General features: G+C 43.7%; 21 protein-coding genes and 1 riboswitch. Of the genes, 7 read left to right on the top strand and 14 right to left on the bottom strand.

Annotated features, from left to right (window positions below; all coding sequences use genetic code 11):
• Positions 1-8: 8 nt before the first annotated feature.
• From BREVNS_RS10225 to tsaE, 4 genes are all read left to right on the top strand, one after another.
• Positions 9-2,744 carry a hypothetical protein gene (locus tag BREVNS_RS10225; protein WP_483426909.1) on the top strand — a complete coding sequence of 912 codons (2,736 nt, stop codon included), beginning with the start codon at positions 9-11 and terminating at the stop codon, positions 2,742-2,744.
• Positions 2,745-2,819: 75 nt separating this feature from the next.
• Positions 2,820-3,599, top strand: a complete 780-nt coding sequence (gene folE2, locus BREVNS_RS10220; protein ID WP_483426908.1) for a GTP cyclohydrolase FolE2 — start codon at positions 2,820-2,822, stop codon at positions 3,597-3,599.
• A complete protein-coding gene (locus BREVNS_RS10215; RefSeq protein ID WP_483426907.1) occupies positions 3,589-4,053 on the top strand; it encodes a YaaR family protein in 465 nt (154 codons plus the stop codon). Before folE2 ends, BREVNS_RS10215 begins: the two co-directional genes overlap by 11 nt.
• 5 nt (positions 4,054-4,058) lie before the next feature.
• Positions 4,059-4,499 (top strand): tRNA (adenosine(37)-N6)-threonylcarbamoyltransferase complex ATPase subunit type 1 TsaE, encoded by a 441-nt coding sequence (tsaE, locus tag BREVNS_RS10210; protein WP_483426906.1) that lies wholly within the window; start codon positions 4,059-4,061, stop codon positions 4,497-4,499.
• A 10-nt stretch (positions 4,500-4,509) separates the two neighbouring features.
• Here tsaE and BREVNS_RS10205 read toward each other — a convergent pair whose 3' ends face one another.
• The gene (locus tag BREVNS_RS10205; protein ID WP_483426905.1) at positions 4,510-6,567 is read right to left on the bottom strand and encodes a sigma 54-interacting transcriptional regulator; all 2,058 of its coding nucleotides are present in this window, start codon (positions 6,565-6,567) and stop codon (positions 4,510-4,512) included.
• 349 nt (positions 6,568-6,916) lie between these two features.
• Between BREVNS_RS10205 and BREVNS_RS10200 the strand changes: the two genes are divergently transcribed.
• Positions 6,917-9,025, top strand: a complete 2,109-nt coding sequence (locus BREVNS_RS10200) for a glutamine synthetase III family protein (protein WP_483428049.1) — start codon at positions 6,917-6,919, stop codon at positions 9,023-9,025.
• A 33-nt stretch (positions 9,026-9,058) separates the two neighbouring features.
• On the opposite strand, the gene BREVNS_RS10195 is transcribed toward BREVNS_RS10200, so the two are convergent.
• From BREVNS_RS10195 to lptC, 4 genes are all read right to left on the bottom strand, one after another.
• The gene (locus BREVNS_RS10195; RefSeq protein ID WP_483426904.1) at positions 9,059-10,558 is read right to left on the bottom strand and encodes a glycine hydroxymethyltransferase; all 1,500 of its coding nucleotides are present in this window, start codon (positions 10,556-10,558) and stop codon (positions 9,059-9,061) included.
• Between the two features lie 20 nt (positions 10,559-10,578).
• Positions 10,579-10,656, bottom strand: a riboswitch (ZMP/ZTP riboswitch).
• Between the two features lie 38 nt (positions 10,657-10,694).
• Entirely contained in the window at positions 10,695-11,522 is an 828-nt protein-coding gene (locus BREVNS_RS10190) for a TrmB family transcriptional regulator (protein ID WP_483426903.1), read from the bottom strand.
• A 13-nt stretch (positions 11,523-11,535) separates the two neighbouring features.
• Positions 11,536-12,552 carry an LptA/OstA family protein gene (locus BREVNS_RS10185; RefSeq protein ID WP_483426902.1) on the bottom strand — a complete coding sequence of 339 codons (1,017 nt, stop codon included), beginning with the start codon at positions 12,550-12,552 and terminating at the stop codon, positions 11,536-11,538.
• Positions 12,533-13,057 (bottom strand): LPS export ABC transporter periplasmic protein LptC, encoded by a 525-nt coding sequence (gene lptC, locus BREVNS_RS10180; RefSeq protein ID WP_483426901.1) that lies wholly within the window; start codon positions 13,055-13,057, stop codon positions 12,533-12,535. Before lptC ends, BREVNS_RS10185 begins: the two co-directional genes overlap by 20 nt.
• A 434-nt stretch (positions 13,058-13,491) precedes the next feature.
• On the opposite strand from lptC, the gene BREVNS_RS10175 reads away from it, so the two are divergent.
• Positions 13,492-14,160 (top strand): hypothetical protein, encoded by a 669-nt coding sequence (locus BREVNS_RS10175; RefSeq protein ID WP_483426900.1) that lies wholly within the window; start codon positions 13,492-13,494, stop codon positions 14,158-14,160.
• A gap of 214 nt (positions 14,161-14,374) precedes the next feature.
• Here BREVNS_RS10175 and hflX read toward each other — a convergent pair whose 3' ends face one another.
• From hflX to BREVNS_RS10130, 9 genes are all read right to left on the bottom strand, one after another.
• Positions 14,375-15,469 (bottom strand): GTPase HflX, encoded by a 1,095-nt coding sequence (hflX, locus tag BREVNS_RS10170; protein WP_483426899.1) that lies wholly within the window; start codon positions 15,467-15,469, stop codon positions 14,375-14,377.
• Positions 15,469-17,277, bottom strand: coding sequence for a DUF5312 family protein (locus tag BREVNS_RS10165; protein ID WP_483426898.1), 1,809 nt, complete (start codon positions 17,275-17,277; stop codon positions 15,469-15,471). The genes hflX and BREVNS_RS10165 overlap by 1 nt, the downstream gene beginning before the upstream one ends.
• A gap of 12 nt (positions 17,278-17,289) precedes the next feature.
• Positions 17,290-18,261, bottom strand: coding sequence for a PSP1 domain-containing protein (locus tag BREVNS_RS10160; RefSeq protein WP_483426897.1), 972 nt, complete (start codon positions 18,259-18,261; stop codon positions 17,290-17,292).
• 3 nt (positions 18,262-18,264) lie between these two features.
• Complete coding sequence (locus BREVNS_RS10155) at positions 18,265-18,561, bottom strand: acylphosphatase (protein ID WP_483426896.1); 297 nt, start codon at positions 18,559-18,561, stop codon at positions 18,265-18,267.
• A 2-nt stretch (positions 18,562-18,563) separates the two neighbouring features.
• Positions 18,564-19,067 carry a hypothetical protein gene (locus BREVNS_RS10150; protein ID WP_483426895.1) on the bottom strand — a complete coding sequence of 168 codons (504 nt, stop codon included), beginning with the start codon at positions 19,065-19,067 and terminating at the stop codon, positions 18,564-18,566.
• On the bottom strand, positions 19,064-19,684 hold the full coding sequence (gene metW / locus BREVNS_RS10145) for a methionine biosynthesis protein MetW (protein WP_483426894.1): 621 nt from the start codon (positions 19,682-19,684) through the stop codon (positions 19,064-19,066). The genes BREVNS_RS10150 and metW overlap by 4 nt, the downstream gene beginning before the upstream one ends.
• On the bottom strand, positions 19,681-20,835 hold the full coding sequence (gene metX, locus BREVNS_RS10140) for a homoserine O-acetyltransferase MetX (protein WP_483426893.1): 1,155 nt from the start codon (positions 20,833-20,835) through the stop codon (positions 19,681-19,683). Before metX ends, metW begins: the two co-directional genes overlap by 4 nt.
• A complete protein-coding gene (locus BREVNS_RS10135) occupies positions 20,832-21,266 on the bottom strand; it encodes an NfeD family protein (RefSeq protein WP_483426892.1) in 435 nt (144 codons plus the stop codon). The genes metX and BREVNS_RS10135 overlap by 4 nt, the downstream gene beginning before the upstream one ends.
• A 252-nt stretch (positions 21,267-21,518) precedes the next feature.
• A complete protein-coding gene (locus BREVNS_RS10130; RefSeq protein WP_483426076.1) occupies positions 21,519-22,751 on the bottom strand; it encodes a hypothetical protein in 1,233 nt (410 codons plus the stop codon).
• Positions 22,752-23,178: 427 nt separating this feature from the next.
• On the opposite strand from BREVNS_RS10130, the gene BREVNS_RS10125 reads away from it, so the two are divergent.
• Positions 23,179-24,228 (top strand): septal ring lytic transglycosylase RlpA family protein, encoded by a 1,050-nt coding sequence (locus BREVNS_RS10125; protein ID WP_483426891.1) that lies wholly within the window; start codon positions 23,179-23,181, stop codon positions 24,226-24,228.
• Position 24,229: the final 1 nt, after the last annotated feature.

Below are 24,229 nucleotides of genomic sequence, written 5' to 3'. Positions count from 1 at the left end.
AGGGTTTTATGAAACGAATTGTAGTAGCTCTCTTTGTTCTGCTTGTCTCATCTCTCTGGGGACAAAATTATGCCTCGAAAAATAGCAACTTGCTTGCTTACAGGCAAAAAGATGGGCTCTATGTACTCGAAAATTCCCGTATCAAGGTGGTCATTGAACCCAAATTGGGTGGTAGAGCGCTTTCTATTGTAAATAAAGAAACAGGAGAAGAGCTTGTTCAAACATTCAACCCTAATAGTCCTGACTCAGCGGGGGCTTTTTATGACATTGTGGATCTCTCCTGGCCAGGACTTGCCAAAACCCCCTACGAAGTCAAGGGGTTTGGTTTGACGAAGGATGAATCCAAAGCCTATATAGAGATGTCGGTTGAGGTAGGAAAGGCCAATCCCACCAAAAAAGGGCTTGTCCTCACAAAAAGAATATCGGTTGATGATGTGGTTCCAGCGGTCTATTCGCTTGTGGAAATCAAAAACACAGAGAAAAAACCTATCGAAGTGACCTACTGGCATCAATCTCGTCCCATTCTTGGTCCAACCAATAAGGATGCGAAAAGCACCTGGCTTCCCCTCGAAAATGACGTGGTGGAAATTGGTTTCAATCCCGGAAGTGCAGGACATGGCCTTGATATGTTTCCTACCGCTGGCTTTGCAGGTCTTACGGTAAAAGATGGTAAATCTTCAGCGGTGTGGCTTTTTTCTCCTCTTTTGATTGATGCTTACTGGACATTCCATGACCCCGTTGTGCCAACCTATGACCTTGTTTTCAAGAAAAAGGTGCTCCAACCAAAGGAGAGTGCCTATTATGATGTGAGTATCGTTCTTCTGCCTCCTATGCAGAATATTGCCTGTGGAAATAGTGAGACAGGTTTTACCGGATCGATGATAGCCTCCTATACTGCCGGCAAAATAACTGTCAGTGGCCAGATATACAAATTTACTCCAGGAACCTTTTCTGGGGGACAGCTGTCGATTGAAATTTACGATAACAATAAAACGCTTCTTGATACGCTGAAGCAGGAAACGGTTTCCGAAGTGGTTCCTGAACGGTTTGTCTCTTATTCTGCCTCTGCCCCTGCTTCCTCAAAAATCAAGGGCGGCTATTATCAGGTAGTTGTTCGACTCACCGATGCTGCAGGGATCGAAGTCTATCGAGCAGAAAGAACTGTCAAAATGGGTGAGATCCCTATTCCAGCGATGAGTAAGCCTCTCACTGTCAATTTTGCCTGGTTTTTGAATCAACCTATTTATAATTCGGTGGGGAAAATCAAGGCCAATCTTCAACCTCTTTCTCCTGTCTATTCCAACATTGTCAAACTCTATCAGAAACACCCCACGGTGAGAAGCGACCTGATTATCAGTGGAGCGCTTCTCTATCAATGGATGTTGGTTTCTCCCCATTTTGTTTCCATGTACGGGGATCTCATCAAAAAGGGGACGTTCAATCTTATGGCCACAGGGTATGGAAATCCCCTTTTCCCCTTTATTTCTTCTGAAGAAATAAGAGAGCAGATCAGGATGGATATGGATATTAAACGGTTAGTTTTTGGGACTACGCCAAGTGGGATGTTTTTCCCGGAAATGGCCTTTGCCGATGGAGTGATAGAACCTGTGGTACAACAAAAGCTCACATGGGGATATCTTGCCGACATTGCTGTAGATACAGGTTACAAAGGTATGCCTGATATTGACTACCGCAAACCGTCTCGTATTATGAGTAAAGGATACGCCATGAATATTCTCATTCGGGATAGCAAGGCGGTAAATATTCTTCTGAAAAAGACTGACAAGGCTATTGATGAGTTTATTCTGTATCTGATTTCTGTTGCTGCCCAGAACAAAGATGGAAACTCTGTTGTATGCGTGGTAAATAACGGAGAATTTATTGGTGATGGTGAATTCATGGATAAACTTTTCACGAAACTCAAAGCTATTCCATGGATTCGTTTCAAAAGCGGCGATGATATTTTCAAAGAAACTATCCCTACGCAGAGTTTTTTGAGCGAAAAGATTAGCGGTGGCTGGTACTATGATATTGAAACTCAAACAGTTAGTTATAAGATCTGGTTTGACCATCCCATGAAACAGAATATATGGGAAAGCATTCGCAACAATGGCAAAAAGGTCTTAGAGATTGTCTCGGCAAAGAAAATGGTTTCCGATCTTCAACTGGATACGAGTTATCCTGATTATCTTTACCTTGAGACGTGGGAAAACCTTGTGATGGCTACTCATTCCGACTGGCTCTGGTCGGGGAATATAGCCAATATGAAAAACGCCAGCAATCAAATGGAAATTGCCATGAAACAAACGGCGGAAGTATACGATATTCTTTTGAATGTGCTCAAAAAGAAAAAACTCAATATTCCTGCTATGACCTCCCTTGGAGAAGAAGTTCCCGCAGAAGACAAGGAACGTTATGACACCAAGATTTTAGGTAACCCATTTAAGCTCACAGAACTGACTCTCTATCCGGCAAAGCCCACTTCTCAGTCTGGAATGTACCTTACCTTCAAAGTTTTTGATCCCGTCGATGGTATAGACTATAATAATGTCTATTTTATCTATCGTCTGAATAATGCTCCATCTTATCGACGTATCAGAGCCAAGCTTGGATTTGATGGAACGATGAGAGTGTTTTTGGGAAGACCAAATATTGGAGATACGATTGATTATTTTATTTATCTCAGAAATGTGAAGGGCAAAGAAGGTATTACCCCAAGGGCAACTATTGAGATAAGCGAATAACCTTCAGGGGCTATCGGAGAAGTCGATAGCCCCTGAAAATTGCCTTTTTTTCCTTTTTTTGCTATACTATACACTATGAAAGATGTACAGAGCGAAAAAGACCATCGGAATATTCCGATTAACAAGGTGGGTATTCGTAACCTTCGAATACCCATTGTCGTTCGAGATCAGCAGAACAAGACCCAGCCTACCATTGCCGATGTCAATATGTATGTAAACCTCCCCCATCACTATCGGGGAACCCACATGAGCCGGTTTGGAGAGATCTTGCATCGGTATGCTCATGATCTCTCCCTTGAAACCCTTTTGTCTATCTTAGAAGAGATGAAGAATCGTTTTGAATGCGAAGAAGCCCATATTGAAATACGTTTTCCCTATTTTCTTGTGAAATCTGCTCCTGTTTCCGGGGCCAAAAGCTATATGGAATATCTCTGCTCTGTCAAGGCCTCTCTTGGGGAGAGGCTCTCTCTTGTGATGGAGGTTGAAGTTCCCATCCATAGTCTCTGTCCCTGTTCCAAGGAGATCAGCAGTTACGGAGCTCACAATCAGCGGGGAGTTGTGCGTATTCAGGCAAAAACCTCTTCGTTTGTCTGGTTTGAAGAACTCATTACCATAGCGGAAAAGAATGCCTCTGCTCCGCTTTTTGCTATTCTCAAACGTAGTGACGAAAAATATATCACGGAAAAAGCCTACATGAACGCCAAGTTTGTCGAAGATACCGCCCGAGATATTGCCCTTGCTCTGAATAGAGATGAACGTATTCTCTGGTACCAGGTCGAAGTAGAGAACTATGAATCTATCCACAACCACAATGCCTATGCGGCTATTATCAAGGAGAAGGACAATGAAAATTGAAAATTTTTCTCCTTTTTTCAATGCCAAAAAGACTACCTCCAAAAAAAGCGAAAGAAAAGCGAGTTTTAATTTCAAGGAAATGTTAGAAAGTCCGGATTTAGAGAGTTTTTTTAATACCGTTGGGGATGAACTTTCAGAAAGTGATATTCGAGAATTGGGGAGTATGATTGATCTTTTGGGTGAACAGCTTTCTCAGAACCCGGATATTGAACATTTTAATCGATATCGGAGTTGTGTAAAGGCTTTGGTACGATACGCCACCAAAAATATGGATGTGAAAACCATTACCAGCCGATCGGGTTTCAGTAAAATCAACACTTATGTTATTGTTGAATCCATCGATGAAAAACTTCAGCAAATGGCACACCTTATCCTTTCCAACGAAAAAAACAGACTTTCTTATTTTCAGCTCATTCAGCAAATCAAAGGTCTTCTTATAGACCTCATTTCGTGACGTCTATGCGCAAGGAATGGGTTTCTTCTTCTGTTGAGAGAACATACGAGATTGCCCGGGAAGTAGCCACTCTGATTGAATCAGAAACCATATCCCCCTGGATTTTTTTGAGGGGGGATATAGGGAGTGGGAAAACCACCTTTGTGCGTGGCCTTCTTGCCTGCTGGGGAATCACGGAAGGGGTAAGCAGTCCAACCTTTTCTCTCATCCATCATTATCCCCATCCAGAAAAAACCATTTACCATGTTGATCTCTATCGTCTTCGATCCCCTGAGGAAGGAGAGGCCATTGGACTTTATGACCTCTTTCAACCACATGCGATTGTCCTGGTAGAATGGCCGGAGATACTGGAAAAGGAGAACACCTTTCCTCATACGCTTATTACCTTTGGCTATGGAGAAGAAGAAAATACAAGACATATTCTGCTTACTTCCCAGGGCTTTTGATGAAAGATGTTCAGTCTATTTTGTAGGCTTCCATTTTTGTGCGAAGGGTATTTCGGTTAATACCTAAAAATTCAGCTGTTTTCAGTTTATTTCTCTCATTGACAAGGAGGGCTTGTCGAATGAGTTCCTCTTCGACGATGCCCACCACCGTATCATACACCTTTCCTGTATATTCTGGATTCCCAATGTAAAAGCGAATCCATTCAGAGAGAGAGAAGAGCTTTTTTTCTTCTTCCATAGCCAAAAAAGGCACAATATGGTGGAGTTCTATGCGGTTGCCTCGGGCTAAAATAACAGCCCTTTCAATACAGTTCTCCAGTTCACGGACATTGCCGGGCCATGAATAGTTCATGAGAGCTAAAAGAGCCTCCTCGCTAATATCCACTGCGGGACGACGTTCTCGTTCTGAGACTTTTTGAATGAAATGCTGGACAAGAAGAGGAATATCGTCCTTTCGTTCTCGAAGAGGAGGAAGCTGGATCTCTATCACATTGAGACGGTAATAGAGATCTTCCCGGAACCTTTTTTCTTTCACCAGTGTCTTCAGGGGTTTATTGGTAGCCGCAATGAGACGAATATCAATAGGGATCTTGGTTTCACTTCCTAAAGGGGTAATCTCTCTCTCCTGCAACGCACGAAGAAGATGAGCCTGAAGAGAGAATGGCATATCCCCAATCTCATCCAAGAAAAGCGTCCCTCCATGAGCTACTTGAAAAAGCCCCTTTTTATCACTATTTGCCCCTGTGAAGGCCCCTTTCTTGTATCCGAAAAGTTCAGACTCAAGAAGATTTTCTGGAATGGAGGCACAATTGATGCTCACGAAAGGCTTATCTTTTCGTGAGCTATTATAATGCAGGGCTTTGGCTACTAACTCCTTTCCCGTTCCACTTTCCCCAAGAATAAGCACAGAGGCGTTAGTATCAGCCACCGTATGGATCAGGTCAAAGATAGCCTGCATCCGTTGATTCTTTCCGATGATATGATGAAAGGCATAGTTTCTTTCCAGTTCCTTTTTGAGGGTGAGGTTTTCCTCTAAAAGGGAAGCCTTCTCCTGCTGGATAGTTCGTGCTAACCTCACCTTGTTGGAGAGAATCTGCCCCACCAAAAAAAGCATGTTTTCAAGATCTTTCAGATAGGTATTGTTATCGTATTGTTTTTCTATCGCCATTACCCCGAGAGTAATTCCCTCCAATTTGAGAGGAACGGCTATGAAAGAAATAGGTTTTTCCTTGTCTCGTTTGATCTTGAGCCGGTTCAAAAAGCGGGTTTCTTCATGAATGTTGGGAATGGCAATGGGCTGGCCTGTGGCCACAACGGTTCCAATGATTCCTTCCCCCACTCTATAGATGCCCCGTTCACACTCTTCTTTGGTGAGACGATATCCCGCAAAAATAGAAAGCTGTTCACTCTGTTCAGGTTCAAAAAGAACAAGCATCCCACGATCAATATGGATCCGTTCAGCAAGAATACTCATCACGGACTCAAAAACATCCTGAAGATCTATCTTTTTTTCTATCACCTGAGAAATATCAATCAAAATTTCCTGAAGATGTATCTTGTATTTGAGTTCTTCATAAAGCTTCGTACGATAGAGAATCTGCGCCGCCTGGTTAGAGATCGTGTAGAGAAGTTCAAGATCCTCCTCGGTGAAAGCGTCTTTTTTTACACTATCCACACTGACAACGCCAATAATCTGTCCCTCTACCTGCAAAGGCACAATAAGCTCAGATTGAATATCCTCTCTGAGGGGAATATAGAGGGGATCCTGTCTCACATCGTTTACCAGTCTTGGAATACCATCACGAAACACAGCCCCTGTGAGTCCCTCTCCCACAGCAATAGGGACTCTTCTGATACGGTTCTCATCAAATCCTCTATAGGCGGCATAGCGAAGGTATTTTGAACCTTCCTCTTTGAGCATAATAGACCCTGTGGTGGCATTCGTTAACTCAATGGCCTTGTCTAACATCAATCCCAAAAGCTCTTCTGCATCCTGGGTTTGATTCATGGCTATACTCAGATACTGAATGAGACGAAGCCTTTTCACCTGGTTTTCTTCGCCTGGCATAGACTCTCCTGCCTATTTTTTCACCATTAGTATAAGATGTGATGAAAAAATAGGCAAATTTTTCTCTTGACAATTGTTTAGCTTCCGAATTCAGAAGGAAAAAACGAATGGTTTATTTTCTTTTTTTCACTATCTACAAGTAATAAAAAGAGATATAAGAGAATATAAATGGATGGAAAAAATTGGGCAAGAAAAGGCAAGATCATCTCTTTGGCACGTTTCTTGCAATACAATGATAGATAATCTGAAAAGGAGGACAAAAATGTCTCTTTCTGTCCGTGATCACCTGTTGACCGACATCATCGGTAATCGTCAGGTAAGGTCAACAGTGAAAGATGAATACAAGGGGATGCCCATCCCTGAGTATTTTGGGTGTAATGTTTTTAATGATGAGGCGATGAGAACCTACCTTCCCTACAAGACCTATTCTCGTCTCAAAGCCATCATTGCTTCGGGTGAACCTATTGATGATGCTTTAGCTGAAGAAGTGGCTCATGGGGTGAAGGAATGGGCTCTCAGTAAGGGTGCCACCCACTATACCCACTGGTTTCAACCCATGACGGGGGCAACCGCTGAAAAGCACGATAGTTTTCTCGACTTTGATGCTGACGGTATGCCTATCAATCGTTTCTCTGGCAAGGCTTTGAAACAGGGTGAACCTGATGCTTCAAGTTTTCCCAGTGGAGGCCTTCGTGCTACCTTTGAGGCCCGTGGTTATACAGCCTGGGATCCTTCTTCCCCTATCTTTATTATGGAAGGGGTAAATGGGAATACCCTCTGTATTCCTACCGTGTTTTTGTCATATACCGGTGTAATACTGGACAAGAAGGCCCCTCTTCTCCGTTCGATGGAGGCCCTCAGCAGGGAAGCCACCAGGCTTCTTCACCTTTTTGGCAAAAAGAATGTGAAAAGAGTAACGACCACGGTGGGAGCAGAACAGGAGTATTTCCTGATTGACAAGGCCTATTTTCTCCGTCGACAGGATTTGATGCTTACTGGTCGTACTCTCTTTGGGGCCAAGCCTCCCCGTGGTCAGCAGATGGAAGATCACTATTTTGCCTCTATCAGGGAGAGGGTTCTGGCTTTTATGCAGGATGTAGAGATCGAGGCATTCAAGCTCGGCATTCCAGCCAAAACGCGCCACAATGAGGTGTCACCTGCTCAGTTTGAGATTGCGCCTATCTTTGAAACAACGAATATTGCTACCGACCATAACCTGCTTCTCATGGAAATCTTGAGAAAGGTGGCCAATCGTCACAATTTTGCCCTCCTTCTCCATGAAAAGCCCTTCAAAGGGGTAAATGGCTCCGGAAAGCACAATAACTGGTCTATGGCTACCGATACAGGGGAAAATCTCCTTGATCCTGGCCACACTCCCCACGAGAATTTGCAATTCCTTACGGTCTTGACGACAGTTATCACGGCTGTGTATCGGTATGCTGATCTGCTCCGCACTTCTGTGGCCACACCGGGTAATGATCACCGCCTTGGGGCTAATGAGGCTCCCCCAGCGATTATCTCTGTCTTTTTGGGACAGCAGCTTTCTCAGATTCTTGAGGATATTGAGGCAAACAAAAAGACAAACTACACCGACAAACAGATCATTGACCTGGGTATCAGTACTCTTCCCAAGATCAGCAAGGACAACACCGACAGAAACCGCACCTCGCCTTTTGCCTTCACTGGAAACAAGTTTGAATTCCGTGCGGTTGGGTCTTCCCAGTCTATTGCTGGTCCCAATTTTGTTCTGAACACCATTGTTGCCAAGGTTTTGAAAGAAGTGTGTGATAAAATTGAGGCTAACCTCAAGAAGGGGATGGAATTCAATCAGGCTGTAATGGAAGTTATTCTTCCTATGATCAAAGAGAGCAAACCCGTTCGGTTTGAGGGTAACAACTACTCTCCTGAATGGGAGAAAGAGGCAGCCAAACGAGGACTTCCTAACCGCAAGACCACACCAGAGTCGCTTCGAGATTTTATCGCTGAAAAAAACATTGCTGTTCTCAAAGAAATGGGGGTTTTGAGTGAGGTAGAGATTCAGGCTCGTTACCATATTCTGGTGGAGAACTACTCCAAGACCCTGAATATCGAGGCAGAAACTGCGCTGGCTATGGCCAGAACCCAGATTCTTCCTACTGTCCTGCGCTATCAGACTATTTTGGCCAATGCGGCTGCTTCTATCAAAGAGGTGAATGGAAAAGCCTATGATCTTCAGCTGAGTGCTACAAAGGAGTATGCTCTTCTTGTGGCTGATCTTCAGAACAAAATAGTCGAACTGGAAGAGATCGTGAAGAAGGCAGAGGAGATTGGCGATGAAGTAGAAAAAGCTGATTTCTATTGCCAGAAGGTTCTTCCAGCCATGAATGCCCTGAGGGACGTGGTAGATACTCTTGAGGATAAAACAGCCGACGATCTGTGGCCACTTCCCAAGTATCGAGAGATGCTTTTTGTGTACTAACCAAACAGGCCCGGCTTATGCCGGGCCTATCTCTTATTTTACTATTTTTTTCAGTAGTTCAAGATCCAGCTCTGGATAGAGAGGGAAACGAGAGAGAAGATCTATCACTCGCTTTTGAGAGGTTTCCTTGACAGAAGCGGCAATCTCATATTTGGCTTTGCTTGGGCCATTGTCTTTTTCTGAAAAGGCCGGTTTTACCGCCTGGACTACATTCGCAATAATATCAGCAATTTCATCCATGTCATTTTCTTTCATTCCTAACGTGGTCACAGCGGGTGTCCCAATACGAAGACCACTGGTATACCACGGTCCATTGGGATCAAATGGGAGAGAATTGCGATTCAGGGTCACTCCACACTCCCTCAGGGCACTTTCGGCTTGTCGGCCGGTAATACCTTTTGTAGCCACATTCACTAAGAAGAGATGGTTATCAGTTCCACCTGTCACGATGTCCAGCCCTTTCTTTTCGCAGGCCTTTGCAAGAGCCTGGGCATTTTTGACAATCTGAGAGGCGTAGGTTTTGAATGCAGGGGAAAGTGCCTCCTTGAAAGCCACCGCCTTGGCTGCCATCACATGAGGCAGGGGACCACCCATCACAAGGGGGCAGCCCTTGTCAAGGGCATCGGCAAACTCCTTCTTGGCCATTACCATACCACCACGAGGTCCCCTGAGTGTTTTGTGAGTGGTAGTCGTTACCACATGGGCATACGGGATAGGATTGTACTCTCCCTCAAACACACCACCCGCCACAAGGCCAGCAAAGTGGGCAATATCTACCATCAAAACAGCCCCTACCTTATCCGCAATTTCTCTCATACGCTTGAAGTTGATCTTTCTTGGGTAAGCACTATAGCCGGCCAAAAGGATAAGTGGCTGTATCTCCTGGGCCTGTTTTTCGATGGCATCGTAATCTAAAAGACCAGTTTCACGACTCACGGAGTAACTATATACTTCAAACATCCTGGCAGAAACGTTGTATCGATACCCATGAGTAAGATGTCCCCCAGAATAGTAGTCAAGTCCCAGTAAACGTTGATTGCCCAACCTTTCCCGAAGTTCCTTCCACTGAGCGTCTGTCAGTTTATAGAGATTGGTCTCTCCAAGATTAGAAAGATAAGGTACTTCCACTCTTGTATTGAGAATAGCCCAGAAAGCCATAAGATTGGCATCAGCCCCACTATGAGGCTGAACATTGGCATATTCTGCCCCAAAGAGTTCACAGGCGTATTTTGCCGCCGTTTCCTCAATAGCATCGACATTTTCACACCCGGCATAAAAACGATGGTAGGGAAAACCTTCAGCATACTTATCCGTGAGGAGATTTCCCATGGCTAATTGCACGGAAAGAGAAGAGTAGTTTTCGCTGGCAATCAGTTTGAGGTGTGTGCGCTGCGCCTCAAGTTCAGCCACAATAGAACGTGCCACCTCAGGGGCCACCATAGCCACTTGAGAGAGATTGGCCATATACGCCACCATCCCCGCTGAGGGGCTTTTGGTACGAGACAGGTACTCTTGAATGACTTCCACCGACATTTCGATTCCTCCTTCAAAAGTATCCCTGCCCAGGCGGACGACAGGGTAAAAAGGCTCCCTGATGGTCGCTTCCATCCTCGCCAGTTGCCTGGTATAGTGTAAAGCAAAGGAGAAATTTTTGCCACTTTTCAGAAGACTACTGCTGGATAGCCCCATCAATCACTTCAAAGAGACGCTTGTCCTCATCGTTAAGCACCAGTTTGAAACGCTCAATTCCTACGGTATTTTTCAATCGAAGGAGATAAATATCACTCATAATCTTCTGTTTCACTGTTTGAACAAAAACAGGGTTTTGTGATTGAGCCGCTTTTGCCGTTTTCACATCAGAGAAGAGAGCCACCAGGGCATCACTGTTATCAATAGCAATTTGAAACATCTTCTTGTCAATCAAAGGGGTATGGAAAGAAGGAGCCAAATGATGGGTATAGAGAGGCAAGCCCTGGGTTTCCAGGGAATAATAGGAGAAAATACTGATACGAATCCCGTCTCTGAGGCGCTGATTGAGAGTTCCAAGGAATGGTTGAAGCCAGACAGTGTCCTGAACAGAAACCAAAATCTCTTCTGTTGCCTTCTGAATAAGCGTCAGAATAGAATTTTCTATATTTTTTTGACTGACAATATTCCAGAAGTAGTCCGTTTCGTTCACACTCATGTAATTGCGAAGTTGAGCATGAATGAGTTTCTTTGATTCAACAAAATCACTCTCAAGATTTCTCAAAAATTCATCAATTTCCACCGGTACATAGGTATCAGGATTGGACTTGATGATACGGGCTCCTCCTTTATCCACCAAACGGTTGAGCATTTCATAGACTACAGGTCGCAGAATACCACTATTCTTGCTGAGTTGATAGCCCGTAATAGGATGATTCTCTAAAAGAGCCAGGTATACCTTTGCCTCATTACTACTCAGTCCCAAGCGCTCAAAGTGTTCGATCAGGAGCCCTTCCTGCTCTATGGCCAAATCTTCCTCCTTGTTATTGTCCTGAGAGTCTTCCTCTACCCCTACCTTCTAAAACAAGCTCTTGTTTATCCACATCAAAAATCATCACCGTCGCTTCAAATCGACTATTCCCATCTTCTAAAACGGGGTTGCCTGTGAGAACAATTCTTTTTTGTTTGATGTAATACTGTCCCCATCTCGCGGTCACTCTTTGATTCCCTTTTATGATGTGCACATTGCCTAAGAGATTCGCTCTATCCTCATTTTGATACATATCAATCACAAGACAAAAGACCTTTGCAGCCCCACTTTCATTGGTAAAATGAATCTGTGGATCTTTTGTGATACGGGTATAGGCAAGTTCCTCATAGTAATCAAGTCTTCCACCCGTAATCACATAACCCTTCTTTTTCTCTGTTACTGAGACGTCATCTAAAGCGGTGTAGCTGGAAATCTTCCCCTTTCCATAAAAAACCTGCATGGTCCGAGAAAGAATAGTAGTATCCTCTTGCTCTAAGGAGGCATTTCCCTGGACGAACAAACGATTGGCAGACTGGTAGAGTTGGGCCTGATCTCCCTGCAAAAGATAGCCTTTGCCCTTGATTTTCACGTTTCGATAGACAAACATATCATTCTTCTCAGGAAGAAATCGAATAACATTCCCTGTAACCTCTACATTGTCCTTTTTCAGATATAACCTGGGCGTTTTCGTTGCTGTCACCTCTCTTTTTCTGGTGTCGTAGGTGCCCTCACCAGCCAGAAGTACTGCCCCTCTCTGTGCATCCTGAAAAGACACATTCCCAAAAGCATACCCCACTTTCTTCTGGTCTTCATAGACAATGGTATCCGCCTTCAAGACGGAGGTTCCCTGTTGAATGGTGGGTACCTGCTTCATTTTTCCCTCTAATACCAGACGCTGAATTTCCCACTGAAAAACACTTCGTTCAGCGGTGATCTGAATAGGTTCACTACTTTGAGACATTTGTGCAAACAGGGCAACGACCACAAAAAGTCCCCCCCATAGGATGCCCTTACTGCTGAATCTTCGCATCAATATTCTCCATACGAATTTCTTTGAGAGAAGCATCGGCTACTAAATTATATCCCCGAAGGTCCACACCGCGTCTGTGGACCACTACAGGAATACCCGGTTCTGAGAAAAAAAGTTTTTTCGTATTATCCCACTGAATACGTTCTGTCTCAAGGCTTGTTTCACTGGCAAGAATTTTTACCCTTCCTTCGGCTATCACAAGAAGCGTTTTCTTATTTACCTGCCCCTTGTTGGCTGATAACACACTATCCAGAACGTCCATCCCATTGGAACGCCTGTAAAACGCTACGGTAAAATTATAAATAAAAACATCATCACTATTCTGATACATAGCGGCTTCAGAAGCGCGAAGCTCCCATTCCCTCTCTCCGCTGGTGTTGACAGAAACATACTGAAAGTCTGAGAGAAGAAAATTAGGAAGCCCTAATGTTTTCTCTGGCTGACCTTCTTTGAGCCCACAGGAAACAAAAAAAATCAAGAAAAACCCTATCCATCCATGTCGCATATATTCCTCTTTTCTTCTTTTATCTATCGGCTAATAGTAGTAAAAATTTTACTCACTATTATTATACTCCAAAAAAAAAAGAAAAGCAAACGAAAGAAATATTTTGAGACCCTTGCACGGGTGTTTTCTTCCCCTATTTGGGTCAGGGGCTACGCCCCTGAAACCTCGCTTTTTCTATTTCCAAGGGCTTGTTTGTCTTTTTTATTCAAAAAAATAGGGCCATTTATTACTGCAAAGAATATTTTCATACTATATTTTGTTTTTCACTACTTTTTTGAGACCTTTTGCACATTCGTGCAAAGGTCTCATTTTTTCTTTCCCATGGTTTGATTTGCATTTTCTTTTTCGTTTCCTTATACTAAAACTAACCAAAAAGCCTTGAGAAAACACCAAAAAAACCGATAATACAATCAAAAAGAACACAGGGGGATACTATGGAAAAACCTCATATTTCTTCGTCTTCTGAAAGGACAACGATTTCTTTTTACACCTTAGATGACAGTGTAAAAAATACTGTCCAGGAAACTCTCAAAGAGATTGTCAAGAAGTATGACCATCCTCTTTCTCGTCAGGAAAACATTGATGTGATCTACACCTGTCTCAAGGAGCTTATGGTCAATGCCTCCAAGAGCAATATCAAAAAGACCTTTTTTATCGAGGCTCAGATCAACGAAAAAGACAAAGAGATTTATGAAAAGGCGAAACAGAGTTTCAAGAAAATCCTGACTGACAAATATTTTGCTTACCTCAGAGAAAAACTCAAAAAGCACAATGCCTATGTGCAGGTTGAATTTGAAGAAAAAGAGGGTGGAATTGTTATCAAGGTGTACAATAACCATCCCCTCTGGGAAGAAGAAGAAAAAACCATTCGTGATGCTCTCAAAAAGGCTCTTTCAAACCAAAATCCAAACCTTACCCTCTATTACACCGAGAGTGAGAATCACGAAGGAGCCGGACTTGGTCTGATGCTCATCATACATCTTCTGAGGGAGGTTGGCATTGATCCCAGGCTCTTCCGTATAGGAGTGGTTGAGGGCAAGACCATGGCGCGTATTGAGATACCTTTTAGTGCAGAGTATAAACCCTTGCGAAAATACCCTTAAAGAGCACTATCTAGAGACCCTTGCACGGGTGTTTTCTTCCCCTATCTGGGTCAGGGGCTACGCCCCTCTTCCCCGCTTTTTCTGTTTACAGGGGCTCACTTGTCTTTTCTGTTCAAAAAAATAGAATTATTGATTACGAAAAGAAATATTTTTATACTATTTTTTATTTTTTATTACTTTTTGAGACCTTTGCACATTCGTGCAAAGGTCTCATCTAAGGATTTTTTCCCTTCTCCTCTACAAAAAAGCGATAGATGGCCTCTCGCAAAAGCGAGAGGTTTTCTTTTGTCTTAGCCGAGAGAAAATAGGCTTTTGGGAAGTTTCTTCTGAGTTCTAAGTACACTTCTGTTTCCAACATATCAATCTTGTTGAAACAGAGGATTTGAGGGACCGTTTCTGCCTGAATCTCGGAGAGGGTTTTTTGAACAATCTCTATTTGCTGAAGATAGGCCGGATGGACACTATTCACCACATGAATGACCAAATCAGTATCTATGGTTTCTAACAGCGTAGATCGAAAGCTTTCTACTAAGGTATGAGGTAAATCCTGAATAAATCCCACGGTATCGGTGATGACAACCTGAATATCTCCCTTTTCTCCTGTTAGCCACAACCTTCGCGAAGTGGTATCCAGTGTGGCAAAGAGCTGGTCCTCCACATAGACCTGGGAATGCGTGAGCGCATTCAAAAGAGAGGATTTTCCTGCGTTGGTATATCCGACCAAGGCAACACTATGCTGCATCTTTCGTCGTTTCTTTCTTCTTTCCTGCATGCCCTTTTCAAGGGCTTCCAGTCGCTGAGAGAGCTGATAGATCCGTTTTCTGACAAGCCTTCTGTCCATCTCAAGTTTCTGTTCACCGGGACCACGCATCCCGATTCCACCACGGATTCGTGACATCTCCACCCCTTTCCCCACAAGACGAGGAAGAAGATAGTTGAGCTGGGCAAGTTCCACCTGCATTTTCGCAATCTTGGTCCTGGCATGGAGAGCAAAAATCCTGAGGATCAATTCGGTTCGGGTGATCACCTCGCAAAGGGTTTTTTCCTCAATAGCCCGTATCTGAGAAGCACTGATTTCCTGCTGGATGATGATACCGTCAAGATGTGGGGTGTCATAGAAATGCACCAGTTCTTCGAGCTTTCCCTTTCCGATATAGGTTTTTGGATCAATAGCACGAATGGGCACAATAAGCCGATCCACAATCTCATAGCCTGCGGTTTTTGTGAGATCCTCCAGTTCTTCCATAGCCACCTGATGAAGAAGGGGATTCTCCTTCCCTTCGATGATACTAACAAGGAGTACCTTCATCAGGACGGCATCTCCCGAAGCATTTGGATAACAGTTTCAAACGACTGGAGAAAGTCAAAGGATTTTTTTAGCTGGTCTTTGTAAAGGGAATGTTTGGAACCACCAACACTATGAGCATTGCGAAGATACTTGGGTACCGGTGCTGTGGCATCTGCCCACAGTTTACCAATAATATCCTTGAGAGAGACATAATGGGTATAAAATTCCCGGAAAAAATCTGAAGCAAGCCCATTCATAAACACAATATGCTTTTCCAAAGACCTTTTATTTTCTGTTCCTTCCCGTTTCTTGAGAAAGAGGAGAAACTTACTTCCTGTATCTCCCGTTGGTTCAAAGGAACTCACTAGTTCCTGAAGTTTCGTCTGGTATTTATCCACCGCATAAAAGGCATCAGAAATACTTCGCCGAAAATACTCGTCTGAGAATACCCCATTCATCATGACTAGATTCAACACGGGATGGAACCACTGTTGATAATAGTTTTTGAAAAAATGCACCAAAATAGCAAGCGCATAACTATGGGTAAAGGGGGTAAATCCCATCTGTTCCAGTTCTCTTGCCCTATCCACGGTATATACTCCGACAGGAGAGAGATTGGGAAAATACGCACGAATATTTTTCTCCACCATTTCAAAGCGCACCTGCTTCATGGCTTTTTCAATCATGGCTTTGAGTCTTTTTCCCACAATTTCGGTATACTTCTGACTGAGATCAAAACGGATATGAACAAACGACGGCACATAGGAAGGATTCTTTTTCACTACCCTGATAAGAAGCGTGAGATACTGTCGATAAAGAAACTCCTGAAGGGATGCCTTCACAGCGTCTACCTGGGCTGAAAAAGTCATTTTCATCTGATTTATAGTATCATTATCACCTGATTCTTCCTTGTTCAGCATTTCCTGATATACAGCAAACAAAGCCTCAAACGGTCTTCGAAAGTCCTGTTGAAGATCAATCTGCATCAGAGCCTCTTCTAACGTCATAAAGTACGAAAGAAGGGCTTCTGCAGGGATATCAGTAAAATGAGCCTCAGAACCTACCGTATACGCGGGGTCAAAACGTTTGAGAAGCCAATCAAACTCATAGAACACAAGGTTTTTCATATACATAAGGAGAGTATAGGCCTGGTTGGCGGCCTCTTTTTTCTCCGTGGGAAGAGAAGATAGAAACTCCTCCGCCTCCTGCCTCAGGGAAGCGACTGTCTGAGAGGAAAGGTTATTTCTGATCTTTGAGAGGATGCCCTCATACCCAAAGAGACTAAAAATCTTCTCCTTGTCGATATCCATGAGATACTCATAGAGCCTTTCGATACCTGTTTTGCCCTGTTCTCCACTATCCCAGGAAGGGGTCTCCATCATTTCAAATATGGGCTTGAAGAACAACAGTTTGAGTTGAAGATCATGTACCTTGTAGGCAAAAAATCTGGTGACGGTTCTATTTTTCTTGTTGTAAATCGCAGGGCGAATAAGGGAGAGGTCTTTATAGACTTGCTTGAGAGCCTTGTACTGAAGATAACTCTCCTGCATCTGAATACCCAGAAGAGCAAGGAAAAAAAGCACAATCCTGTCCCACAGAGAAAGCGAAGGAAGTAAAGCTACAGCTTCCGCCCCTTCTTCCCCTATCCTCGTTTGCTCAAGAGGAGCCTTTGTTTCAACTGAAGGGGCCTGCGATTGAACTTTGGTGAGTTCTTCTTTGAGACGGGCCTTCTCCTGTTCATCGAGTTCCAATGCCTTGGCATCAAAAACCCCATTCTGAAGAATACCCTTTTCTTTTGCTCGCTGGATAGCCTCTCTGTCATACGGCATGCGTTTTTCTCATCACCTCTTCATATCCTCCCCGGGTACAGCCACAAGCTGGTAGTATACCCCCTCTTTGTCTGTCATCTTTTTCAATTCATGTGGAGCCACCTTTCTCATATGATGGTTTTCGTCCACAATGACCACCTCTTTTCGGAGGAGATTCACAGACATGACCCTATAGGCTAAATTTCCCACCCTGACTCTTGCGCCAACATCGGGATAAAATCCCTTTTCTTGCTGATAAAAGTCTACTTCATAGGCCAAGCAACATAATAATCGGCCACAGACCCCTGTAAGTTTACTTGAATTCACCAAAAAACCCTGATCCTTGGCCATTTTGAGATAGATAGAACTCATATGACAATTTGATCTTGTACAACAGAGCTCTATACCACAAATACCACAGCCCCCCTCTATTTTCGCTGCATCTCGTACCCCAATCTGGCGCATCTCAATACGAGTACGGAAGAGAGCGGCCAAGCGTTTCACCAACTGGCGAAAATCTACCCTATTATCAGAAGTAAAATTGAAGATCACCTTTTTCCGTCCCATCAGAAAATGCACATTGATAAGCTTCATATCAAGTTGAAGATCTCGTATCTCTTTCAGGGCTAAATTGTACGCTTCTGCAGCCTCTTTTCTCAAGGCCTGCCATTCAGAGACCTCCTGAGAGGTAGCTTCTCGAATAACAAAGAGATTTTCAATCTCTACAGGAGCATGTTCCTGCTTGGTTTCAAGAATACTTTTGTCATCTACCTCAATCCCTTCTACCTGTTGAGCCTGGGGCACATGGTTCTCATGTTTGTGAAAATAACGGTGAAGAATCTCAAGAGAAATCTCCGTTACCCCGGACATACTGTAGGCAATATCCTCTCCAAAGCGTGTATTGACCACATACCACTTCCCTTTTTCTACGGTTATATCTCCCTGACATCGATAGGGAAGAACCATCGAGTCAAAGAATGTTTTCATGTAGGCTGCTTTTTCCATACCTTATGCCTCCTCGTCACAACCATAACGAATCTCAAAATTCTCATAGGGATTCCACTCTGTCTCCTGAAGGGTATGATCCACGTTTTCCACCTCTGCCATCGATGGACCTCGAGAAAGAACCATGAGAAACTCGGCTACCTGCTCTCGCGTCCCCACAGCCACAACCTTGACCCTACCATCCGGGAGATTGCATACCCATCCAGAGACCTGAAGCATCACGGCCATTCGCTGAGCAAAGAAGCGAAAACCAACCCCTTGCACCCTTCCGGAAACAATGGCTTCCATCCTATAAAACATACTCACTCCTTCACCACTACTTTCATCTTGGTGATGGCTGGTTTTTCACCCTCCCAGGGGAAAAACCAGACCACATAATCGTTTGCCTCAAGTTGTACAGAAACATTGGTGGTAAAAATCACGTCTTTTTCCACCGTAGCTTCAACAAAACTAACCCGCCACAGTTGTTTTGACTTATTGTCCAAGAGTACATTCCACCCCTTTTTTTGTTCGCTTTCTATCCACCTCACATCAACAAAGCACCCCTCTTTTATCCGAAAGACCCGTTTGTCCTCGGCCTGGGAACGAATAGCCCACCAGAAGAACCAGAATGCCACCGCAAGTAAAATATAAAAAACAAGAAGCTGAAGGGTAGTACGATTGTTCCCTACCAGGCGGTAGTACCACTTCACAGGTTGTTCTTCTTGAAAATTTCGTCTTCTTCGAAGCCTCTCTTCTCGCGAATAGTGGTAGGTATATTGGGGGTTTTTAAGCTCATCAAAATTGAGATTTGGTTTTTTCTTCACGGTTCCCTCCGACTGATCATGGCAATACAACCACTGGCCATCCAGTTGGGAAAAAGTATCCACCTTCCTCCCCTATTCTGCCAAAAGTAATACCATTGATGCACACGGATTCCATACCGATGACAAAAGTCCTGAAAATCCCGAAGGGTCATGAGATGAATATTTGGGGTATCATACCATTCGTAGGGAAGTGTCTTTGACTTGGGCATGCGACCTGAAAAAAAGAGGCTCAAGCGTATGCGATAATGCCCAAAATTCGGAAAACTCAGGATCACATGGCGTCCTATTCGCAGACTCTCAAGGATAAGCTGATCCGGTTTTTGAAGCTGCTGAATCGTCTGGCTGATAATCACATAATCAAACGATTGATCTTCAACGTCCTGAAGAGAAAGATTGATATCTCGTTGAATAACGGGTATCCCTTTTTCCACACAGGCCAAAAGGCTTTCTTCGTCAATATCAACACCCATTCCACGAACATCTTTATGATGAATGAGATAGGAGAGAAGTTCGCCTTTTCCACATCCTAAGTCAAGGACACGGCTTTTTGGGGTAATCCACTGGGCAATGACACTGAGATCAACTCGCATCCCAAGCAACTCTTCAATCCTCTTCATCGCTTTCCCTCCTTCCAGAGACGATGGCTGGCCTCAAGAAAGCGTTGAATAATAGCCGTCTCTTTCTCCACTTCCAGGAGAAATGCATCATGTCCATAGGAGGAAGGTATATCAAAATAGGTAACATCCTTATGATTGGCCATCAGAGCATCCACTAATTCCTGGGTTTGAGAAGGGGGAAAAAGCCAATCAGACGAAAACGAAAGGAGAAGCATTCTTGCCTTGATATGAGAGAGGGCCCTTTTGAGACTTCCCTTCCCGTACTTAGAAGCCACATCAAAATAATCCATGGCTTTAGTGACATAGAGATAGGTATTGGCATCAAAACGTTCGACAAATTTCTGCCCCTGGTAATGAAGATAACTCTCCACCGCAAACTCTGTAGAAAAATCAAAGCTGAAAGCCTCTTTATTCTGAAGTTTACGGCCAAATTTTCTTTCCATGGAATCTTCACTGAGATAGGTAATATGTCCTATCATACGGGCAATAGCAAGCCCTTTCTCTGGTATCGCTTTGCCATAATAATCACCATTGCACCAATTGGGATCAGAAATAATAGCGTTTCTTCCCACCGCATTAAAGGCAATACTCTGGGGTGATAACCTACCCGTCGAGGCTATGACAAGAGCGGCGTGGACATTGTCTGGATATTTAAGAGTCCATTCAAGTGCCTGCATTCCCCCCATGGATCCACCGGCCACAGCAAGCCAGCGAGAGATTCCTAAGTGTTTCATCAAATACGATTGAACCTGCACCATATCCCCAATGGTGATAACAGGAAAACGAATTCCATAAGGCTTCCCCGTCTTTGGATCAGAGGAAGACGGCCCTGTTGTTCCCTGACATCCACCAAGAACGTTAGAACACACAACAAAGTACTTTTCTGTATCAAAGGCTTTGCCTGGACCAATAGCATTGTGCCACCATCCTTCTTTATGGCCAATACGCTCATGATAGCCAGCCGCATGCGCGTCCCCTGAAAGAGCATGACAGATCAAAATCGCATTATTGGCCCGTTCATTGAGAGTACCATAGGTCTCATACGCTATAGTAATAGGACCAAATGTCAGACCACTTTCTAAAACGATTTCTTCTACTCCCATTTCTGATAATGAGAGGTATTTTGTCTCTACAACACCTATATCATTCATTTCGATTCCGCTTCCTCCACAAATACCCGTATCCCCTCAATACGACGAATGATAACCTCCTTTCCAGCTGGAATCACCTTTCCATCGAGGGACCTGGCAGGGAAAAAATCGCCATAGTATTTGACATACCCCTTTCCAAGGGTATTGTTTATCTCTTCTGTGACAAGAACGGTTTTGCCAATCATAGCCTCCTGGTTGGTAGGAACCGCATTGTGCTCCAAAGAACGACGTATCATGGGCAAAAAGATCCACACAATCCCCACAGAGAGAAGAGTAAAAATAAGAAGCTGAAGCCACAGGGTAGAGATAAAGAGAGAAACAACGGCCATGAGAAGAGCCGCTACACCAATCAAAGCCACAAAAAAACCCGCCGTAAAAATCTCAAGAATCAATAACACAACGCCTAAAATAATCCAGAAATACCAGCTCATTTCCTTCTCCTTTGCGCCTCTTTCATCCCCCTGTAAATTATAGATGGTTTTTCTTTTTCTGTCAATATTTTGATTACGTTTCCAACAGGAGACCTGAAAGAGAGAGAAAAGGATAAAGAAGTTACCCCTGGCTCAAAAGATTTTTGTCAACTGTAGTATACAGGGAACATTTTAGATAAACAAGTTTTTTCTGGGGAAAGTACCCTTTTTAGGCCATAAAACAGGGCAATAAGTACGTACCATCCCTATGTTTTATATCACATCCTGCCAGTAGACACCATCGATAGCCTCATCACGATTATAGTAGTAATGCAAACGCACAGCAAGAACATTGGTTGCCCCTTCTCTTTTCCATACCCCTACATCCATTCTCTGGTTTATGGTTCGCATCACCCGTTCTGCCCTTGAGGTTGTTCCTGGCAAACCATCTTCACTGTCACAGGCGAACATGTCTTTTTGAGCACGAAGAAGATAATAAAAACAATGTTTGCGCCCTTTTTCGTGAAATAAGTCAAGAAGATTCTGAATATGCTGTCTGCGCTCGCTTTGATAACCAAGTCTTGTTTGCCAGTCATTTTTGTACCCCAAGAAACAGGCTTTCCCTGTTTCAGCGACAATATTTGTCCACTCAGAAGAACGATATCTCACTCTATCAAGACGAAGAAAATACTTCAATTGATAACTTACATGCCACAAACATCGTTGAAAAACGATACCGGGATGTTTGCCCTGGTTAATCCCTGTATCTCCATCGACAACAAGAAAAAACCGAGAAAAAGAGTGTTTTTCTTGAATGGGCTTAAGAAGTTTGTCCCAACCTGCATGGTAATTATCCACAAGAAGGCCTGCTATTCTTGTATTTTTTCCTGTCAATGGGGAGGCTTGTTGCCTCTCCTGCAAAAGAATTTTAGCTTCTTCTCCTTTTTTCTTGCCCTGAACAGGAATACCCGTCCCATCGGCTTCTCCACAGGGTTTTTCTTTTTCTGAGATACTGAAATGTATCTTTCTCCCAATATTTTGAAGGTTTTTCCAGAGGGTGCTAAGACCTATTTTATACCCTGTGAAGGAAAGAATACGAGCGGCCACTCGATAGGTGGTAAGAGCCCCGGCTAAAGCCACTCTGTAGATATCTTTCAGGATTTGCCTTTTTCGCTTTTCTACACCAAGAAGAGATCTTGTGAGAAAAAGTTTTCTTCCACACTTTTTGCATTGAATTTGGAGCTGAGGAAGAGTGATCTTTCCAAAGGGCATCAGAACAAAAACAGTGTTTTTTCCATGCTTTGTTTTCCATATGAAGTGATGTTTTTCTCCGCATGTACAGGTGATACGACCTTCTTTTATTTCTTTTTCTGCCACTTCTACAGAAATCTGATGAACAAATGACTCAAACACTCCTTTGATGGCCTGGAGAAAAACCACCACTAACGTCTCAAGTTTTGTGTCAGGGTAGTCGATAGTCAAAGTGAAGGTGAATTCTTTACGCATGGGTTCCTCCTTGTGTCCTATTATCGGCCAGGGAGGAACTTTTTTTTGCTTTTCCTCATCTTCCCACTGCAGGTCTCCTGAAAAAAACGTTACCAATATTTTGAAAGCCTTGCACGGGTGCTTTCTTGACCTTTCTGGGTCAGGGGCTATGCCCCTGAAACCCCGCTTTTTCTGTTTACAAAGGCTTATTTGTCTTTTTTTATCTAAAAAAATAGGCTTGTTTATTATGGAAAGGAATATTTTCTACTATTTTCTGTTTTTTTATTACTTTCTTGAGACCTTTGCACATTCGTGCAAAGGTCTCATTTTGAAAGCCTTGTATTTCTCACAGTTATGAATAACCGTAATAGCTTTCCCAGAGGCTCAACCTTTCTCAGAAATTTCCGATACGCACAATAAGAGCAAAAGGCTTGAGGAGAAGAGAAGTATGAAAAGGAAGTGGATAATAGGATTTTTTCTTGCGATAACTATAGGATGGGGACAACAATTTCCCAAATATCTCTACGGTGTGGCATCCTGGTATGGCGATGAATTCGCTGGAAAGAAAACCGCCAGTGGAAGCACGTATGATCCCAACCTTTATACAGCTGCTCATCGCACCCTTCCTTTTGGCACCTTAGTTGAGGTAGAAAACCTCGAAAACGGGAAAAAGGTCCAGCTCACTATCAATGACCGGGGTCCTTTTGTGGATAATCGTATTTTGGACGTATCTCGAAAAGCCGCAGAAGATCTCGGCTTTCTCCAGAAAGGAACCGCCTATGTGAAAGTCACTATCATTCGCTTAGGAGAGGAGAGTATCTCTTCTCCCCCTCTCTCTCCTACCAATACCAATACCTCCTTTCCTCAAGCCAATCAACCTGTTGTCGTGACAAACTATGTGACCAATAGCGTCGTTGTGACCAATTACACGACGACACCGGCCCCCCAGGCTATTGTGGTGCCCTATGAAGAAAAACCCGTCACCCAACCAAAGCCCAATCCTTCTTTCATCCTTGACGAACCAGAGGAGATTTTTGTCCCAGCCCTTGGACAAAAGACCAACTCCTCTATAGCAAAAGAAGAAACCAAACCGGTTAACGTTTCCAACTCCGAACCTCAGATTATTTTCAGCGACATTCTTCTCCCGGAAGAAAGGGTTATCCCCCTTGAAACCCGTCCCGTCACCCCTTCTTCAACGAACACCTCCAAAACACCGCTAAAAGAGGAACTCCGTGTCTCTCCCCAGGACACCCTTCAACCAGGAGAGAAGTATGTCATTCAGGTAGGGGCTTTTACAAGACAGGACAATGCGCTTCGCCTTTATCAGAATCTGCGTTCTATGGGTCTTCCAGCCTTTACCTCGGAAGCAGTGGTCAACAATACCCGTTATATTCGCGTCCGGGTGGGATATTACACCACAAAGGATGAGGCACAAAAGGTTCTCAACAAACTCTATAGCCAGAACCTGAGCCCTGTTCTTTTGAAAGTCAAACCTTAGG

It is taken from the genome of Longinema margulisiae, assembly GCF_025266855.1.
In the GTDB taxonomy this organism is placed as follows: Bacteria; Spirochaetota; Brevinematia; order Brevinematales; family Thermospiraceae; genus Thermospira.
This window is presented reverse-complemented; position numbering and strand designations above follow the sequence as displayed.

Bases quoted from the DNA above. Each gene is read 5' to 3' on its own strand.
- BREVNS_RS10155 (WP_483426896.1), bottom strand. From the start codon at position 18,561: ATGTTTTATAGGATGGAAGCCATTGTTTCCGGAAGGGTGCAAGGGGTT.
- BREVNS_RS10195 (WP_483426904.1), bottom strand. From the start codon at position 10,558: ATGTCGGTGGAAGTCATTCAAGAGTACCTGTCTCGTACCAAAAGCCCC.
- BREVNS_RS10215 (WP_483426907.1), top strand. From the start codon at position 3,589: ATGAAAATTGAAAATTTTTCTCCTTTTTTCAATGCCAAAAAGACTACC.
- BREVNS_RS10130 (WP_483426076.1), bottom strand. From the start codon at position 22,751: ATGCGTAAAGAATTCACCTTCACTTTGACTATCGACTACCCTGACACA.
- metX (WP_483426893.1), bottom strand. From the start codon at position 20,835: ATGAATGATATAGGTGTTGTAGAGACAAAATACCTCTCATTATCAGAA.
- BREVNS_RS10175 (WP_483426900.1), top strand. From the start codon at position 13,492: ATGGAAAAACCTCATATTTCTTCGTCTTCTGAAAGGACAACGATTTCT.
- lptC (WP_483426901.1), bottom strand. From the start codon at position 13,057: ATGCGACATGGATGGATAGGGTTTTTCTTGATTTTTTTTGTTTCCTGT.
- BREVNS_RS10200 (WP_483428049.1), top strand. From the start codon at position 6,917: ATGCCCATCCCTGAGTATTTTGGGTGTAATGTTTTTAATGATGAGGCG.
- metW (WP_483426894.1), bottom strand. From the start codon at position 19,684: ATGAAGAGGATTGAAGAGTTGCTTGGGATGCGAGTTGATCTCAGTGTC.
- tsaE (WP_483426906.1), top strand. From the start codon at position 4,059: ATGCGCAAGGAATGGGTTTCTTCTTCTGTTGAGAGAACATACGAGATT.
- BREVNS_RS10135 (WP_483426892.1), bottom strand. From the start codon at position 21,266: ATGAGCTGGTATTTCTGGATTATTTTAGGCGTTGTGTTATTGATTCTT.
- hflX (WP_483426899.1), bottom strand. From the start codon at position 15,469: ATGAAGGTACTCCTTGTTAGTATCATCGAAGGGAAGGAGAATCCCCTT.
- BREVNS_RS10165 (WP_483426898.1), bottom strand. From the start codon at position 17,277: ATGCCGTATGACAGAGAGGCTATCCAGCGAGCAAAAGAAAAGGGTATT.
- folE2 (WP_483426908.1), top strand. From the start codon at position 2,820: ATGAAAGATGTACAGAGCGAAAAAGACCATCGGAATATTCCGATTAAC.
- BREVNS_RS10160 (WP_483426897.1), bottom strand. From the start codon at position 18,261: ATGGAAAAAGCAGCCTACATGAAAACATTCTTTGACTCGATGGTTCTT.
- BREVNS_RS10225 (WP_483426909.1), top strand. From the start codon at position 9: ATGAAACGAATTGTAGTAGCTCTCTTTGTTCTGCTTGTCTCATCTCTC.
- BREVNS_RS10185 (WP_483426902.1), bottom strand. From the start codon at position 12,552: ATGCGAAGATTCAGCAGTAAGGGCATCCTATGGGGGGGACTTTTTGTG.
- BREVNS_RS10125 (WP_483426891.1), top strand. From the start codon at position 23,179: ATGAAAAGGAAGTGGATAATAGGATTTTTTCTTGCGATAACTATAGGA.
- BREVNS_RS10205 (WP_483426905.1), bottom strand. From the start codon at position 6,567: ATGCCAGGCGAAGAAAACCAGGTGAAAAGGCTTCGTCTCATTCAGTAT.